The sequence below is a fragment of the Rothia sp. CCM 9416 genome, from assembly GCF_048513535.1.
Lineage (GTDB): Bacteria > Actinomycetota > Actinomycetes > Actinomycetales > Micrococcaceae > Rothia.
The window spans coordinates 12,832-28,734 of record NZ_JBLXXR010000026.1 but is presented as its reverse complement, the minus strand read 5'-3'; the positions used below and the strand labels follow the sequence as shown (position 1 = coordinate 28,734).

14 protein-coding genes are annotated in these 15,903 nt (G+C 57.3%); 9 read left to right on the top strand and 5 right to left on the bottom strand.

What is annotated here, in order from left to right; genetic code table 11:
- From ACN080_RS09430 to ACN080_RS09415, 4 genes are all read left to right on the top strand, one after another.
- A partial coding sequence (locus tag ACN080_RS09430; protein ID WP_419113635.1) for an ATP-dependent DNA helicase RecG occupies positions 1-2,191 on the top strand: 2,191 nt, incomplete at its 5' end.
- A 138-nt stretch (positions 2,192-2,329) separates the two neighbouring features.
- On the top strand, positions 2,330-3,016 hold the full coding sequence (locus tag ACN080_RS09425; RefSeq protein WP_419099487.1) for a hypothetical protein: 687 nt from the start codon (positions 2,330-2,332) through the stop codon (positions 3,014-3,016).
- Between the two features lie 113 nt (positions 3,017-3,129).
- Positions 3,130-3,723, top strand: coding sequence for a 16S rRNA (guanine(966)-N(2))-methyltransferase RsmD (rsmD, locus tag ACN080_RS09420; RefSeq protein WP_419104681.1), 594 nt, complete (start codon positions 3,130-3,132; stop codon positions 3,721-3,723).
- 48 nt (positions 3,724-3,771) lie between these two features.
- Complete coding sequence (locus ACN080_RS09415; RefSeq protein WP_419104682.1) at positions 3,772-4,383, top strand: LURP-one-related/scramblase family protein; 612 nt, start codon at positions 3,772-3,774, stop codon at positions 4,381-4,383.
- On the opposite strand, the gene ACN080_RS09410 is transcribed toward ACN080_RS09415, so the two are convergent.
- Positions 4,384-5,589, bottom strand: a complete 1,206-nt coding sequence (locus ACN080_RS09410) for an aminotransferase class I/II-fold pyridoxal phosphate-dependent enzyme (protein ID WP_419099490.1) — start codon at positions 5,587-5,589, stop codon at positions 4,384-4,386. It lies immediately after the preceding gene.
- A gap of 154 nt (positions 5,590-5,743) precedes the next feature.
- On the opposite strand from ACN080_RS09410, the gene coaD reads away from it, so the two are divergent.
- The 4 genes from coaD to rnc all read left to right on the top strand — a co-directional run bounded on the left by coaD (position 5,744) and on the right by rnc (position 7,834).
- Positions 5,744-6,223 (top strand): pantetheine-phosphate adenylyltransferase, encoded by a 480-nt coding sequence (gene coaD / locus ACN080_RS09405; protein ID WP_419099491.1) that lies wholly within the window; start codon positions 5,744-5,746, stop codon positions 6,221-6,223.
- 187 nt (positions 6,224-6,410) lie between these two features.
- Complete coding sequence (locus tag ACN080_RS09400; protein ID WP_419099492.1) at positions 6,411-6,893, top strand: YceD family protein; 483 nt, start codon at positions 6,411-6,413, stop codon at positions 6,891-6,893.
- A gap of 32 nt (positions 6,894-6,925) precedes the next feature.
- Positions 6,926-7,129 carry a 50S ribosomal protein L32 gene (rpmF, locus tag ACN080_RS09395; protein ID WP_135011069.1) on the top strand — a complete coding sequence of 68 codons (204 nt, stop codon included), beginning with the start codon at positions 6,926-6,928 and terminating at the stop codon, positions 7,127-7,129.
- A 12-nt stretch (positions 7,130-7,141) separates the two neighbouring features.
- The gene (gene rnc, locus ACN080_RS09390) at positions 7,142-7,834 is read left to right on the top strand and encodes a ribonuclease III (RefSeq protein ID WP_419104683.1); all 693 of its coding nucleotides are present in this window, start codon (positions 7,142-7,144) and stop codon (positions 7,832-7,834) included.
- 135 nt (positions 7,835-7,969) lie between these two features.
- On the opposite strand, the gene ACN080_RS09385 is transcribed toward rnc, so the two are convergent.
- The gene (locus ACN080_RS09385) at positions 7,970-9,475 is read right to left on the bottom strand and encodes an amino acid permease (protein ID WP_419104684.1); all 1,506 of its coding nucleotides are present in this window, start codon (positions 9,473-9,475) and stop codon (positions 7,970-7,972) included.
- Positions 9,476-9,663: 188 nt separating this feature from the next.
- Here ACN080_RS09385 and mutM point away from each other — a divergent pair, with 188 nt between their 5' ends.
- Positions 9,664-10,689 (top strand): bifunctional DNA-formamidopyrimidine glycosylase/DNA-(apurinic or apyrimidinic site) lyase, encoded by a 1,026-nt coding sequence (mutM, locus tag ACN080_RS09380; protein WP_419113634.1) that lies wholly within the window; start codon positions 9,664-9,666, stop codon positions 10,687-10,689.
- A gap of 122 nt (positions 10,690-10,811) precedes the next feature.
- Here the strand turns inward: mutM and ACN080_RS09375 are convergent, their stop codons facing one another.
- From ACN080_RS09375 to ACN080_RS09365, 3 genes are all read right to left on the bottom strand, one after another.
- Entirely contained in the window at positions 10,812-11,873 is a 1,062-nt protein-coding gene (locus ACN080_RS09375; RefSeq protein ID WP_419113633.1) for an NAD-dependent epimerase/dehydratase family protein, read from the bottom strand.
- On the bottom strand, positions 11,867-14,584 hold the full coding sequence (locus ACN080_RS09370; RefSeq protein ID WP_419113632.1) for an alpha/beta fold hydrolase: 2,718 nt from the start codon (positions 14,582-14,584) through the stop codon (positions 11,867-11,869). The genes ACN080_RS09375 and ACN080_RS09370 overlap by 7 nt, the downstream gene beginning before the upstream one ends.
- 105 nt (positions 14,585-14,689) lie before the next feature.
- The gene (locus ACN080_RS09365) at positions 14,690-15,721 is read right to left on the bottom strand and encodes a 3-oxoacyl-ACP synthase III (RefSeq protein WP_419104688.1); all 1,032 of its coding nucleotides are present in this window, start codon (positions 15,719-15,721) and stop codon (positions 14,690-14,692) included.
- Between the last annotated feature and the right edge of the window lie 182 nt (positions 15,722-15,903).

The following is a 15,903-nucleotide window of genomic DNA, read 5'->3' as shown; positions in this document are numbered from 1 at the left end:
TGCCTACCGGGGGGCTGGCGCCCCGGCTGCCTATCAGCCCGGCTACAGTAACCCTCGGCTTCAAGGATCAGCCGGTGCTATGGCCGGTAGCCCAAGAAGCGACTATGGGGCCGGTCATGGTTTTAAGCTCGGTGCTGTCTTCAACAGCTATGCTCCTGGCTCCTACGCCATGGTGGGTAACAGCGACACCATGACCCTTAGTTTCTTCAATGCCTGGACGGCGGCCCGGGAAATTCACGAGGGAGACCAGGTCATGTTCTCGGGCAAGGTGGGTACCTACCGTGGTGAGCTGACGCTTACCAACCCCCACTACGCCGTGATAGCCGACCGTGCTTCGGGCATGGCTCCGGGGGCCAGCGCCGAAGCTATCGAGCGTGCCAAAGCACGGGCTAATGCCCCCATTCCGGTCTATAAGGCAACCCCCAAATACCCTACCGATAGGGTAGCCGCTGCGCTGGAAGCCCTCTTGGAGCGCCTATCTCTCAAAGAGCTGGAAGACCCGGTCCCTTTCACCGTGCGCAAAAGCCGTAAAATTCCCTCTCTGGCCTGGACCTACCGGGCCGTGCACACACCCGATACCGAGCAAACCTGGCGGGCGGCCCACCACTCCCTGCGCTACCGCGAAGCCTTTGTGCTACAAGCGGCCTTGGCACGTATCCGTGCGGCTCGTGCTGCCCACCACACCCTTGCCCGCCCCTTTGTTCCCGGTGGTCTAGCCGATGCGCTGACGGGCCTACTGCCTTACAAGCTCACCGAGGGGCAAGAAACGGTAGGCGCTGAAATCAGGGACGACCTGGCTAGTTCCAGCCCCATGAACCGCCTGCTTCAGGGGGATGTGGGCTCAGGCAAGACAGTGGTAGCCTTGCGGGCTATGCTGCAGGTTGCTGACAATGGCGCCCAGGCCGCTATGTTAGCGCCTACAGAAGTGCTGGCCGAACAGCACTACCGGTCGGTTTGCCAGATTCTGGGTGATCTTCTCGATACCCGCCCATTCGATCCAGCCGCCGCTAAATCCGCGCATGAACCCCCGGCAGATAAAGGCACCGTCCGGGTGGTTCTGCTGACCGCCTCACTCAAAACAAAAGCCAAAAAAGAGGCCCTGCTAGCCATAACATCAGGTTCTGCCGACATCGTGATTGGCACCCATGCTCTGCTGGCCGATGCCGTGCAGTTCGCTGATCTGGGCCTGGTCGTGGTAGACGAACAGCACCGCTTCGGTGTCGAACAGCGTGATGCCCTGCGCGGCCCCGGAGGGGCGCTACCTCACCGCCTGGTCATGACCGCAACCCCCATACCTCGAACCGTGGCTATGACCGTCTTTGGCGACCTCGATACCTCGGTACTTGACCAGCTCCCCGCGGGTCGCCAAAAAATAAGTACACACGTCGTGCCCCTGGCCGAGCACCCTACCTGGGCCCAAAGAATCTGGTCTCGCGCCCGCGAAGAAATTGATGCCGGCCACCAAGTCTATGTAGTGGTGCCCAAAATTGGCGGGGGCGACAGCTCAGCAGAAACTGAAACCGGTGAAACCCTCTTTGGCTCTGCTACTGCCAGCACCGAGAGCGCTCGCGGTGGAGCGCTAGCATCGGTCGAGTCGGTCTTGGAAGACCTTGAGGGGGAACCCGCACTTGCCGGTGTCCGTATCGCCGGCCTGCACGGGCGTATGGACACCGCCGAGAAAAACCGGGTCATGACCGAGTTTTCTGATGGCCAGCTAGACTTGCTCGTTTCCACCACCGTTATCGAGGTGGGCGTGAACGTGCCCAACGCGACCCTCATGATCATTATGGACGCTGACCGTTTTGGCATTTCGGGTCTGCATCAGCTGCGCGGTCGCATTGGCCGAGGCCAGCTCCCCGGAACCTGCCTGCTGGTGACAAAACAACCTGCGGACGGTGTCTCCCGGGAGCGCCTGGATGCGGTTGCCTCCACTACCGACGGGTTCGAGCTCTCACGGGTGGACCTTGAGCAGCGCCGAGAGGGCGATATTTTGGGGGCCGCTCAGTCGGGTAAGAAATCCACCCTAAAACTCTTGCGTGCTCTCACCGATGCCAAGCTGATTGAGCGGGCTAGGCAAGATGCCTTTGCCGTGATTGAGAGGGATCCGACTCTTGCTTTGCATCCCGACTTGGCTCGTACCATTGACCGAGCCTTGGACGCTGACCGTGAAGCCTTCCTGGGGCGGGGCTAGACTTTGGGAAGCGGAGTTCTTGGGCCATGAAAATTTGGGCAGAGCAGAACTTGTTCATATTTTGGGGTCACTGTAGACACTCACTTCACTGTGCTGTTTGTGCTGGAGGACTTCCCGAGATATGCCTATGATGGTTGTATGAAAACACTTAAAATCGTTACCGCCTGTGCTACCCTGGCCCTGGCTTTATCAGCCTGTGGCTCATCAACCGAAGCTGCCAAAACAGAAGAATCGGGCGCTTCGGCTACTGAGACCTCTACGAGCAATAGCTTCGCTGTTTCTTCAAGCTCGGCCTCTGCACGTGAGTCTGAGCAGGCTTCAGCCTCACCGACCGAGTCTGTTTCCAGCAGCTCGGCAAGCGCTTCAGCTTCTCATGACGTAACGTCTAGTTCAGCGCCGCTTCCAGCAGATATGACTATTTCTGCCGAGAAAGCAGGAGGTGCCCGCCCTGATGGAATCGCTCAGTTTGAAAAAGACGGTGCACAGCTTGAAGATAGCGGCTCATCGAAGGGTAGCCAGAAGTACATGTATCACGGCGATAATCCCAGGAACTACACCAACGTTCTCGTGTCCTACCTTCCCGGGTCTGACTACCAGACCCGCACATCTGGTCTGGATGAGAAACACGAAATGGGTAACGGTATGTGTGGCATGGAACATGAATCAGACAGCATGCGCTCTGAGAAATGCTACTTCCCTGTGGCAGATGGCGGCGTACTCATGTTAGCTGGTACGGTCGATAAGACCCGCACCGATGGCATTGAGGTGGATACACAACGTATTCACGATTTTGCGGCAGAATTTGTCAATCAGATAAAGAACTAGACTACTAGCAAGTAAACCATGGTGCCCCCGTTGAAGTCGGTGGTGCCATGGTTTTTGTCTAGCCTTGGTAGGTTGGTAAGTCGAAGCAGAATAATTATCAAGAGAGGACAGCAGTGAGCCGCATTATTTCTGGTTTGGCCGGAGGCCTACGCCTGGCAAACGTGCCCGGCGATAAGACCCGCCCCACAACAGACCGGGTCAAAGAAGCGCTGTTCTCCCGCCTGGAGAGCTACAACATGCTGGCCGACGTTCGTGTACTCGACCTTTTCGCTGGCTCCGGCGCGCTGGGGTGCGAGGCACTTTCGCGCGGTGCGGCCCATGTAGATTTTGTGGATCACTACCCCAAGGCAATAGCCGTTATCGAGAAGAACGCCCGGGCTCTTGCTCAGAGTGCGACCAGCGCCGGCTTAAGAGCAAGCACCAGCAGAATCCACCGTATGCAGGCCAAAACCTACTTATCCAGCTATAGCGGTGCGCCCTGGGACCTGGTCTTCATTGACCCTCCATACTCTGTCACGAACGCCGAGCTGGAAGAGCTGCTAGAACTATTGTCAGACTACCTGGCGCAGGGCGCTGTTGTAGTGGTCGAGCGTTCTACCCGCACTGGTGAACCTTCCTGGGGGACCGGCCTGGAACGGTTCGCTGAGAAGAAATACGGGGAGACTCAACTCTTCTATGCTGAACCTGCGCTTAGCACTTCCGCATAAAACCTCTCTTCATAACCTGCTAGGGGGTGGCCTTGATAGGGTAAAGGTATGACCCAAGAGCACAAACAACCCCAGCAACCCCCACCCTATGAGCCGCCGCCGTCAACAGGAGTGCCCCGGCTTCTGACTGAAAACTCTTTGGTGATTCAGCAGACCCGAAGTTTCCTCAGCAACGATTTTGCTCTTGAAGACGAGCGTGGGATGGTTTTGGGTCGAGTGCACACCACCGGCTCGCTAGCTGTCAATTTTTTGAAAGGTAATCGCTCCTTCGACCTGGTCGATGACCGTGGTCAGCCTCTTCTGACCATCCGTGACCCCTTTGACCTGGGTCTGGATCGCTACGAGTTGTATAAGCCCGACGGTAGCTTCTTCGCTCACGTACAGAAGCACTTTTCGTTCTTGACCAAACGGTTGAGCATTGAACTGCCCCAGCTCACCCTTAACCTTGAAGGCAACCTGCTTGAATACAGCTTCAATATTATGGCCGGTAGTACCGTTGCGGCTCAGGTTAGCAGGCAGTGGGGCGGTCTGACCTCAGCCATTCGAGGTAAGAGCCGCTACGGAGTGCATCTTGACCCGGTTGCTCCCGCTGAGGTCAGGCTTGCCATTATTGGTGCTCTGGTGGCTCTTGACCTGATTCGCGCCAAGGATAGTAAGTAGTTAGCCCGCACTGTATGCCAGGATACGGCTGGTCGCTGCTGCCAGTACTTCAGGTTTCTTGCAGAAAGCAAAACGAACGTAACCTTCAACCTGGGATCGGTAGCCCTCGGTGGTAAAGGCAGTGAGCGGAATAAGGGTGACTCCTGAGGCTTGGGGTAGTTCCTGGCAAAGCTCTTGAGCGGTTGTAAAGCCCTTTTGGGCCAGTACCTGAGCAACATCAGCCACAGCGAAGAAAGTACCCGCAGGCTCGATAATCTGCCAGGGGCTATCAGCTAGACCTTCAACTAGCACCCTGAGCTGGTGGGCGTAGCGTTCTTTAAGGCCCAGGTAGAAGTCATCACCTGAGGCAAGGCCTACGGCTGCCGCTTCCTGTAGGGGAGCGGCAGCACTGTGCGTGAAATAGCCTTTGACCATTCGTAGAGCGGACATCAGATGGGCAGGGCCGGTCATCCAGCCAATACGCCAGCCCGTGGCCGAATGCGTTTTAGAAATGGCCGAGACAGCGATAGTCCGTTCGGCGGCACCGGGCAGGGCCTGGATGGGGGAGTAGGGTGCTCCGTAGGTCAGATGCTCGTAGACCTCATCAGCTAGAATCACCGCATTGAATCGCTGGGCTAGCTCGACAATTTTTTCTTTGGCTTCCTGAGAGAAGACCATGCCTGTGGGGTTGTGAGGATCGTTGACCACAATGAGCGCAGTGCGGGCAGAGAAAGCCGCCTGGAGTGCTTCAAGATCGGGTTCAAAAGTGGGTGGCAGCAGGGGTACGGTACGGATGGTGGCTCCAGCCAGCGCTGCCGCCGCAGGGTAAAGGTCATAGTAGGGCTCAAAGAGGATGACTTCATCACCTGGCTGCACCAGAGCTGCTAGGGTTGCAGATAGACCTTCGGATGCTCCCGCACAGACCGTCACCTGAGTATCGGGGTCCAGCTCAAGGCCGTAAAAACGATGCTGGTGTTCTGCGATGGCTCCCCGAAGAGCAGGGTTACCTGCAATGGTGGCGTACTGGTTGGCACCGCGCGCTATTGCCTCAGCAGCGGCTTCTAACATGGCTTGGGGGCCGTCAGTATCGGGGAAACCCTGCCCTAGATTAATAGCGCCGTGGGCTTGGGCTAGGGCCGACATTTCCTCAAAGATAGTAGAGCGCTGGCTGCCGTCAGCTCCTAGCAGCCCGGTTGCCGCTCCTACACGCTCGTAGGGCTTGCTCATGCTGGCCTCCCGCTTGAAAGAGTCGGGAAAGCCTAGCTAAAAGCCCGACGGTTCCCAGTGGATTGTGTCCTCAACAGAATACAAGCTAAGCCAGGATACCCGGGGTACTGTGACACTGTATGTCATAGACCATGCCGTACTGTAGCCTTGACATATGCAAACTGTTGTCTGCCCGGGGTCTTTTGACCCTATCCATAATGGTCACGTCGAAATTATTACCCGAGCCGCCAAAATCTATGGCAACGTGTTGGTGGCTGTTTCCCACAACTCCTCCAAACAATACCGCTTCAGCCTTGAAGAGCGGGTGGCGATGGTGGAGGAAACCTTTGGGCTCTTCGCCGGTGTGTCTGCGGTTATCTTGCCCGAGGGTAAGCTCCTTGCTGAGTTTGTGCGAGAGCAGGGCTCTTCACTGATTGTCAAGGGGTTACGCAATACCGCTGACTTTGAATATGAGGCTCCTATGGCCTCTATGAATCGGCATATTGCTGGTGTCGAAACAGCCTTTATAGCGGGTGACCCCAAATACAACCACCTCTCTTCGACCATGATTAAAGAGGTTTCCGGGCTAGGTGGTGATGTTTCATCCTTCGTACCGCGTGCCACCCAGCGAGCCCTGCAAGAGTTGCCAGGCTAGGCTCATGCAGAAGCCCGCTTGGGGTCAACCAGGTAGAAGAGTGAGCTAGCCCTACTTGCTTCAAGGCTGACCTAGCTCTAAACTGGGTACTTGGTTTAAAACATTTGATAGGGAGTTCGTCATTTCACGAAAAGATTCATCGCCCCTGATGATCTCTGTAAGGGATCTAGCTCATCGCCCGGGTGCCATGGAGACCCTTGAAGAAGTTCTGCCAGCGCCAAGCGACTTTGGCAACGCTCTCATTGAAGCGGAAGAAGGAAGCGACATTGACCTCAATGTTCGCCTGGAATCCGTTTCAGATGGTATCTTGGTTACTGGAACTGCATGCGTTACCGTTAGCGGTGAGTGCAGTCTCTGCCTAGACCCGGTTGACTTTGAAGTTACAGCCGATGTTCAAGAGCTTTTTGTTTTCGAGAAGGCACCAGAAGGTGGCCCCGAAGATGAAGTAGATGAGCAGTATGCCGTAGAGAACGATGAAATTGATCTCGAACCGGCACTGCGGGACGCAGTGATTCTTCAACTGCCGTTCCAGCCTGTTTGCAGTGACTCCTGCCAGGGCCTGTGTTCCGAATGTGGCACACGCCTTGAGGACGACCCTGAGCACCACCACGAGGTCATCGACCCCCGGTGGAACGCGCTTTCTGCGTTGCTCAATGCAGACGAAAAATAAACTTATAAAGCGACAAGAGAAAAGAGATAGCTGTGGCTGTTCCCAAGCGGAAAATGTCCCGTGCTAACACCCGCGCACGCCGTTCCCAGTGGAAGGCGTCCGTACCTCAGCTGGTCAAGACCGTTGAAAACGGTCGCGTTACCTACTCCCTGCCCCACCAGGCAAAGCTTGTAACTGACTCAGCCGGCAACGAACTCTTCTACGAGTACAAGGGCCGCAAGGTAGCTGACGCGTAAGTTAGCGTTTGTATGACTAACTCTGCATCACAAGAGTTTATGAAACGTCTCGGTATCACACTCGATACCGAGACGTTTCAGCTTGCTATGACGCACCGTTCTTATTCTTTTGAGAACGGTAACGTGCCCCACAACGAGCGCCTAGAATTTTTGGGCGACTCGGTTCTTTCACTGGCCGTTGCCTCTGAACTCTACAAGAGGTTCCCGGACCTGGCCGAGGGTGAACTCGTTAAACGCCACCATGTGGTCGTTTCAACCCGGACTCTGGCGATGCTGGCGCGCAACCTCAAACTGGGCCCCTGCATCCTACTAGGCAAGGGTGAGAAAAAGACCGGTGGAGCGGACAAGGACTCAATCCTTGCAGACACCATGGAAGCTGTTTTCGGTGCCGTCTACATGGCCTACGGCCCCGCAAAAGCTCACGAGCTGGTCTTAGCTCATACAGCGCACCTGCTGGATGATCGTAAAACCCTCAACATTGGTCGTGACTGGAAGACCGAAATCCAGGAGTACGCCGCGGCGAACTCTCTGGGGGAGCCGGTCTACCGGGTGGAGGGTACTGGCCCTGACCATGCCCGCCGTTACACAGCCCAGCTACTGCTAGCAGATAACCTTATGGGTACTGGGCAAGGGACCAGCAAGAAAGAAGCTGAACGAATGGCCGCCGAAGAAGCCTACTACAGGGTCTACGGCGACAGTAAGTAAAGTCCCCTATGCCAGAGGGCGGGGGAAGCAAAGATTACCTCTGCTTCCCCCGCCCTCTGACTTTAAGCGGAGCCTTACCCAACCCTGAGCTAAGCAGGCTGGCCGCTCACAGCCTGGCAACCGCCCCATGAATCGTTAGGGCAGGCCGATTTCGTCTTCTCGGGTCACAATGCTGATGGAGGTCGTCTTGGCTGTGGATTCTGCCAGACGTTCCTGAGCCAGCTGCTTAACCCTGGTACGAACCATGAACCAGCCAAGGACCAGCAGAGGAATGACCAGAGCCATCGCCTCAAGCGAGTAGGTTCCGATGGGATAGTCGTAGGCAATGAGTACGAGTACACCCACCAGGAAGAACATGGTCAACCAGTTGGTAAAGGGAGCCAGAGGAGCACGGAAGTCCGGGCGGGTACGCTCACCCCTATGTGCCAGGGCGACGAAACGCAGGTGAGGCAGGGTGATAGCCATCCAGCCAATCACAATGCAAATTGCCGAGATATTCAGGACAATTTCAAAGGCATCGGAAGGCTTCCAGTAGTTGATGATGACACCCAACAGAGCTACTGCACCGGTCAACAAAATACCGCCCACAGGCACACCCGAGGTGTTCATTACACCGGTGAACTTGGGTGCTGAGCCGTTGATAGCCATAGAATGTGTAATACGACCGGTGGAGTAGAGTCCAGCATTCAGTGAAGAAGCGGCTGCAGTAATCACCACAAGCTGCATAATGGGTGCGGCGTAATCCACCCCGATTGAACCGAAGAAGGTCACAAAGGGCGACTCATCGGCGCTGTAGGCATCGTAGGGGAGCAAAAGCGAAAGCAAGAGAACCGAGCCCACATAGAAGAGGGCAATACGCCAAATTACAGTATTGATAGCCTTGGGGATAGCTTGGCGGGGATCCTTAATCTCTCCCGAAGCTGTACCCACCAGCTCAATACCTGAGTAAGCAAAAATAACGCCCTGAGAAACAATCAAAGCAGCCATTAGACCGTTGGGAAAGAACCCAGATTCGCTTATTAAGGTAATACCCACCGGGGCACCCGTGGGAGTACCAAAAATAAGGAAGAGGATACCAACCACCATAAAAATTAGGAGCGAACAGACTTTTACTAGAGCAAACCAGAACTCCAGCTCACCAAAAATTTTGACTGAAATTAGGTTCATGGAAACCACCAGAACGATGACGACAAAGGCAACAACCCACTGGGGAACATCATTAATGGAGGGGAGGTACTGACCGAACCAACGGAAATAAATAGCGATAGCAGTGGCATCGACAATGGCCGTAGCAGCCCAGGAGAACCAGTACATCCAGCCCACAAAGAAAGCCCACTTCTCACCGTAGAACTCACGAGTGTAGCTCACGAAGGAGCCGGACGAAGGACGGTAGGCCACTAGCTCACCTAGCTGACGCAGGATCAGGTAGCCGAAGAAACCGGCGATAGCGTACAGGAAAATTAGGGAGGGACCGGCATCATGCAACCGACCACCGGCGCCCAGAAAGAGGCCGGTACCAATGGATCCACCCATTGCTATCATCTGGATTTGGCGGGGTTTGAGCCCCTGTTTAAAACCCTCTTGCTCATGGGCATAAGACTGTGTCGCGCCCCTAGCGGAGGGCAGTGGTTGATGAGACATAATAATCCTTGAGGTTAGCAGTTTGTGCTGGCTGGTATACCCACACCCAGGGTACAAGGCAGGGTAGTGTTCAGACTCGGCTGCTCTCTGCGCAATAGCCTAGACTCTATTCTGCAAGGCTCCTGTCTAAAGAGCGAGGTAAAGAGGGCATAATTTTAGGGGACGACACTAAAGAGAGGTCAAGTAGTATGCCTGAGTTACCCGAAGTTGAGGTTGTTCGACGGGGGCTTGCTGCCCACTGTGTAGGGGCAAGAGTGGGCGCTGTCACCGTAGCCGATAGCCGGTCCCTCCGTCGACACACCGAAGGCACTCCAGATTTTTGCGCCCGGCTCACCGGCCTGCGAATAGCCGATATCGCCCGGCGTGGCAAATACCTGTGGGTCCTCTTCCACGCCCAGCCCCACATCCACGCCCAGCAAGCTGCCAGCCTGAACTCCGTGGCAGATCCCGCAGACACCAGGCTCCTTGAAAACTTCGCCCTAGTCATTCACCTGGGTATGAGCGGCCAAGTCCTGCTCAAAGAGGGGCCCATGCCCGCCGAAAAACACCAGAAAATCGTGCTGAAACTCGAAGATGCCACAGATGAAAGCGGGCAAACCAGCCCTCTCGATATGCGCTTCGTGGACCAGAGAATCTTCGGTGGCATGTTCCTCAGCCCCCTACAAGCGGTCACAGGCACACAGGGGCAACCACTCCCAGGAGCCTCCATGAGCGTCCTGGGCCTGCCTCTCATTCCTGAGGCTGTAGCCCACATCGCCCGTGACCCGCTCGACCCCCACTTTGATAGCGCAGACTTTCGCCGCCGTATGCTGTCCACATCAACCGGCATTAAGAAACTACTCCTTGACCAGTCAGCCATCTCCGGGGTGGGAAACATCTACGCCGACGAAGCCCTCTGGCGGGCAAAACTCCACTACGCCAAGCCAGCGCGGACAGTCACACCGCAAGCCACCCGGGAACTCGTCAAAGCCTGCCAAGAGGTCATGAACGATGCCCTCACCCAAGGAGGCACCAGCTTCGACGCTCTCTATGTGAACGTCAACGGCGAATCAGGCTACTTTGACCGTTCCCTCAAGGCCTACGGTCAGGCAGGGCGCCCCTGCTGCCGTTGCCTGGAAGCGGGTCGCACCTCGCTGATGGTACGTGAACCTTTTGGGGGTAGGAGCTCCTACCGGTGCCCGTATTGTCAACGGAAGCCCCGCGGGGTTCAGTGATAAGTGCCTGAAGGTGGCGGGCACCGATTACCTGCCCTCTGGTGTGCTCGCCCGCTCGCACCCGGGCACTCCATCCGCACTGTCAACGGAAGCCCCGCGGGGTTGAGGGATAAAGACCCGGTTTAGCTACTAAACCGATCCCCATAAAAACGGCCCAAAGCCTGGTAACCCTGCTCCAGGCTCACCTCGGGCTCCCAGCCCAACAAGCTACGAGTAGTTGCCTGATCAAACCAGTGGGCAGTAGAAAGCTGTTCAGCCAAGAAAGAAGTCAGCGGCGGAATCTCACCGGGAGCAAAAACCTTCCAGAGCTTCTCCATGACCAAACCCGCCCCGTAAGCCACCGGGGCAGGCACCGAATAAGCAGGCGGTTTTACCCCGCACGCGGCACACATGCCTGCAATAACCTCCGCCACCGGGCGGGGCTGGCCGTTCGTAACCACCAGAGGAATACCCCGGATAGCCTCAAGACGCTGATAGCCGCGCACAAAAGCGTCAGCGGCGTTGTCGATATAGAGCGTGTCAATCATCGCCGAGCCACGATTGAGCAGGGGGAGACGGCCAGCGGCGGCACGCTCCAAAACACGCTCAACCAGCTGGGTATCACCCGGACCCCAGACCAGGTGCGGGCGCAGAACACCCACCCAGAAACGGTCCGAGTTATAGGAAAGGGCCAGTAGCTCAGACTCAGCCTTAGAGCGGGCATAGTTACCCCGGGCATGGTTGGGAGAGGCAGGAGGGTTGCCCTCACCTACAATCGACGAACCCGTATGAGCTGCAGAAGGCGATGAGGTATGCAGGAACTTACTGACCCCCAGAGTCTGAGCAGTTTCAAGGAGTGTGCGGCTACCCTCCACATTGACCAGGCGGTAGTCCTCCCATCGGCCCACCACAGAAACCTTGGCGGCCAGGTGGACCACCCCATCCACGCCGGTCAAGGCCTGCTCAACAGCGCCGGGGTCAGTGAGCGAACCCCGCACCTGCCAAAAACGGCCCCGCAGGTGTTGGGGTAAAACCTCTTCAAGCTGGGCGTCCCCGCGCTGAAAGGCCCGGACTGAGTAGCCAGCTCGCAGGAGGGCAAAGACCACCTCGCGGCCCAGCAACCCAGAGGCACCGGTAACCAGAACGGTCTCACCGAGCTCCGGCAGACAGACCTTGGGATCTAAAGAACGCAGGGAGACTACCATGCGATAACACCCTTTCCTAGGCGAGCCCGCTTACCAGTGAGGACCTTCTCAGCCCACTGAGCAACCACAGGGCGGTCAATCTTTGAGTTGTGGCGAACATCGGTGGGGTGCTCATCCACAATGAGGACAGCCGATACCTCCACGCCTGTTTCAGCCAGGACACGCTCCCGTACCCGAGCCGCCAAATCAACTGGGGCAGGGCCCTGAACGGTCCTCTTACCCCGGAAGCTGGGACCGACCTCAGCAACCAGCACAACCGTGCCAGTACCAGCGGGACCAATGGCTACAGCGGCAGCGCGGCGCACCTCGGCATCACCCTCAGCAGCCTGTTCCAGAGCAACAGGGGTCAGTACACCCTGGGAGGTCACCAACATGTGGGCTAGGCGGCCCTCCACCCAGAGGCGGCCAGCCGCATCGAAGTGCCCCACATCGCCGGTACGGTGCCAGCCAGGGGTCGAAGTTGAAACCTGCTCGGTCACCCAGAGGGTGTCATAACGGTCTTTAACGTGAGGGGCCGCCAACAGAATCTCGCCGGTAATACCGGGCTCCTGCCTTGTCTCTGCACCGGCAGTACCATCGGCCAGTAAGGGGGCGATCTGAACGAAAGCGCCATCAACAGCCTTGCCCACGCAAACGCCGCCGCCTGCGCCGTGCATGCCGTCACGGGCGTCCTGCTCAGCCTCTTTAATCTCATCGAATGAAACATCGGTGGCGGGTAGGGCTTCAGTCATACCGTAAGGAGTGTGCAAAGAAGCCGCAGGCAAAATGGTCTGAAGCTTGGTCAAGAGGGGAGTCGTTACTGGTGCCCCTGCTGAAAGCAGGGTAGTGACCTTAGCCAGAGCGGCCCGCTGGTTCTCATCAAGGGCATCAAAGGTATCAATGATGTTCATCAGAGCCGCAGGGGAGGCAAAAATGGTGGTGGCGTCGATAGCGGCTGTTGCCGAAGCTAGCGCCCGCGCTGTCAAGGTCTTGGGCCTGGTGACGTCCATAGCGGGAGTCACGCTGGTTGCGCCCAGAGCGGGGCCAAGTAAGGCGAAGGGGGCAAAGCCGGCAACCAGGCCGCTACCAGCCTTCAAACCATAGGTCGATGAAATGGTATCGCGCATACCGGCCAGCTGACGGTGGCTATAAACCACACCCTTAGCGGGGCCGGTGGAGCCGGAGGTGTAAAGAACTGCCGCGTCGCTATCGGGGTCGGGGAGCTCAACGTCAGCGGTTCCAGATTTTGTGAAATCCTCAACGGAACCCACAAGGCCCAGAGCCTTAGTGGCCGCCTTGGGCAAAGCCGTGGCAGCAATGCGCTGGCCGGGCCAGCCCAGAGAACGGGCGGCGGTGAGGGCAGCGGGAACACCCACCAGCCAGTCGGGGCGGGCACCCTTCAGAGCGCGGGTTAGCCCCTTTGCGCCTAACCCGGTATCGGCCACCACAATGACCGCTCCCAGCTTGAGGCAGGCATAGATGAGCGTAGTGAGTCTAATACCCGGAGGAACCAGCAGATTGACTCGATGCCCCCGGCCTACACCCAACTGGTACAGGCCATCAGCGACCCGATCAACCTCAGCTGCCAGCTCCGCCCAGGTCAGTTGAGCCGCAACCTGGGTGCCGTCACCCTTGGGGTTCATATCGACAACGGCCAGTGAATGATCCTTGGCCCGGGCGGTCAACTCCGCAATCATCGGGCGGTATTCGCCTAAAGCGGGGGCTTGCTCCTGGCGGGCTGCAAGGTGGCGCTCACGCTGGGTGATGCCGGTGACAAAGTGCTCAGTCAGCCAGTTAAGAATAGGGCTGGCAATGTCTTCGTCTTCTGCGACCAGGTGGCTGGCCTGTTCAAAACGGTGGATATCAGCATGAGGTAGCCGGGTGGCAAGATCGGCCATGTAGCGGCGCTGGAAGACCGGGTCCTTAGTACCCCAGAGCATGAGAGCTGGAAGGTCCAGTTCCCTTATACCTTCTGCGATTTCAATCATCTGCCGGTAGCTGCTTGCTGCCGGGGTAGCGGGAATATCCGCTACAAAATTACGGACACCGGCCCTAAGCTCACTGGTGGTATAAGGGAGTTTGTAGGCCTGTTTGACAGCCTCGCCCAGCGGCTTTTGCGCAAGACCCAGAGTGACGTCAATGAAGGCGGAAGATTTTGCCGTAGCCCAGGAATGAAGAGCGGGGTTCAGAGCGGCTTGCAGAGCAAGCGGAATCTTTTCTGCCGAGTCGTGGAAGACAGCGGTGTTGGTGAGCATAATGCCCGAGAGAATATCGCGGTGCCGCAGTGCCCAGCCGAGTGATACCAGGCCACCCCAGTCATGGGCCAGGGTAAGAAGAGGGCGGTCGGTGCTATCGAGACCCAGTGCTGCTGTGAAGTCTCCCAGGTCAGCTACCCTATCGATGAGGGCGCGTTTGAGACCGGTACGCTCCGAGTAGCCCATATCGAGCTGATCAACAGCCACCACCCGCCAAGGGCGTTCAGCCTGGTTAGCTGCCGCTAAGACCGAACGCCACAGGTAGGACCAGGTGGGGTTACCATGGACAGCCAATACCGTACCGACAGGTTCCCGCCCCGCGGCAGCCAGCTGGGGCCCGTTATCCAGATAATGCCAGGTGCGGCTAGACCCGGTGCTCTCAACCGGCGCTGTGGAGGCTACCGTGATGGTCTGGGACCAGTCGCTGTCAACACCTGGCCACTGGGCGGGAGTCGGGGTGAGCTGTAGATTCTTCATGTATTTCTCTCGTCAGGCTAAAACGCGGGACGGTGCAATGCACCCTTTAGAAGGCAGCGCCCCGGCTCTCTCTGCTGGCAGAAAGAGCCGGGGCCCAAAGGTTTATTACCAGATAATTTCCATGAGGGCAGTATTCAGGCCGGAGCCAACGCCCATGCACAGAATACGGTCGCCGGGGGAGTAGTTGGTGCTGTCCTCGGCCAGGGTCATAGGTAGAGCCGCCGCCGCAACATTGCCCCAGACGGGGAAGGTCAGCGGAATCCGCTTGCGGTCAATGCCCACCGCCTCAATAATTGCGTTGGTATGAGCGTTAGAAATCTGATGCGTTACATAGGAGTGCATATCGGTCCAGTCCCAGCCGTTCTGGTGGGCTTCTTCCCAGGCCTCAGCGACCAGCTGTAGGCCGTGCTTGAGCAGACCGGCGGCATCGGTGCTCATACCCTGGTCAGCCTCGCCGCCGATGCAGAGGTTGCGGTGCTCGGTTCCGGAGCGGGAGACAGAGCCAACAATCTTGTGCCCCTTGGGGTGTAAGTCGGAACGACCGATGACTGCTGCGGCCGCACCCGACCCTAGGGTGAGCGTAGCGAACTGGGCAAGAACATCGTCGCGTGTGGAATCAGGGCGGTTGAGCTGACGAAGTGCAGTAGCATGCCAGGGCGAAGGATCCTCACCGTCCACAATAAGAGCATAATCAATCGCCCCGGCATCAATCATGGTTGCGGCAACGGTGATGCCATTGACAAAGCCTAGGCAGGCATTGGTGATATCAAAATTAAGGGCCTGGCGGGGCAAACCCAGACGGTCATGGATGCCCACGGCAACGGCAGGCTCAAAGTTATCACGGGTTACCGAGGTATTGATGATAAGACCAATCTGTTCCTTGGCGATACCGGCCTGGGCCATAGCCTGCTCGGCGGCGGCAACAGCGCCGTCCTCAAAGGTCATGCCCTTACCCCACGAACGACGTTCACTAATACCGGCCAGGCGTTCAAGCAGGCCCTTGGGCATCTTGAGCCGCTTATAGGTGGCGGCAAGCTGCTCATCGAAGTAGGAACTGGTGACTACCTCGGGAGGCAGTACACGGGTGACAGACAGAATCGAAGCGTTCTGGTGGCGTATATCTGAATTAGCGGTCAATCTACTCTTCTAGCCTCGGAGTGGGGACAGGGGCGGGCGCTAATATTCATTGCAAAGCGCACCGTTACCATATTATGCCCCGCTCGCTTGCATGCGCCCCATTGGCGGGGCTGGTTCCTCTCACACCGAACAGTAGCCAGGAGCTGCTGTTGTAGAGTTGAAACCTGAGAATTTGTCCCAAG

Excerpts from the sequence above, each read along its gene's own strand:
- ACN080_RS09425 (WP_419099487.1), top strand. The coding sequence starts at position 2,330 with ATGAAAACACTTAAAATCGTTACCGCCTGTGCTACCCTGGCCCTGGCT.
- ACN080_RS09415 (WP_419104682.1), top strand. The coding sequence starts at position 3,772 with ATGACCCAAGAGCACAAACAACCCCAGCAACCCCCACCCTATGAGCCG.
- ACN080_RS09410 (WP_419099490.1), bottom strand. The coding sequence starts at position 5,589 with ATGAGCAAGCCCTACGAGCGTGTAGGAGCGGCAACCGGGCTGCTAGGA.
- coaD (WP_419099491.1), top strand. The coding sequence starts at position 5,744 with ATGCAAACTGTTGTCTGCCCGGGGTCTTTTGACCCTATCCATAATGGT.
- ACN080_RS09400 (WP_419099492.1), top strand. The coding sequence starts at position 6,411 with ATGGAGACCCTTGAAGAAGTTCTGCCAGCGCCAAGCGACTTTGGCAAC.
- rnc (WP_419104683.1), top strand. The coding sequence starts at position 7,142 with ATGACTAACTCTGCATCACAAGAGTTTATGAAACGTCTCGGTATCACA.
- ACN080_RS09385 (WP_419104684.1), bottom strand. The coding sequence starts at position 9,475 with ATGTCTCATCAACCACTGCCCTCCGCTAGGGGCGCGACACAGTCTTAT.
- mutM (WP_419113634.1), top strand. The coding sequence starts at position 9,664 with ATGCCTGAGTTACCCGAAGTTGAGGTTGTTCGACGGGGGCTTGCTGCC.
- ACN080_RS09375 (WP_419113633.1), bottom strand. The coding sequence starts at position 11,873 with ATGGTAGTCTCCCTGCGTTCTTTAGATCCCAAGGTCTGTCTGCCGGAG.
- ACN080_RS09370 (WP_419113632.1), bottom strand. The coding sequence starts at position 14,584 with ATGAAGAATCTACAGCTCACCCCGACTCCCGCCCAGTGGCCAGGTGTT.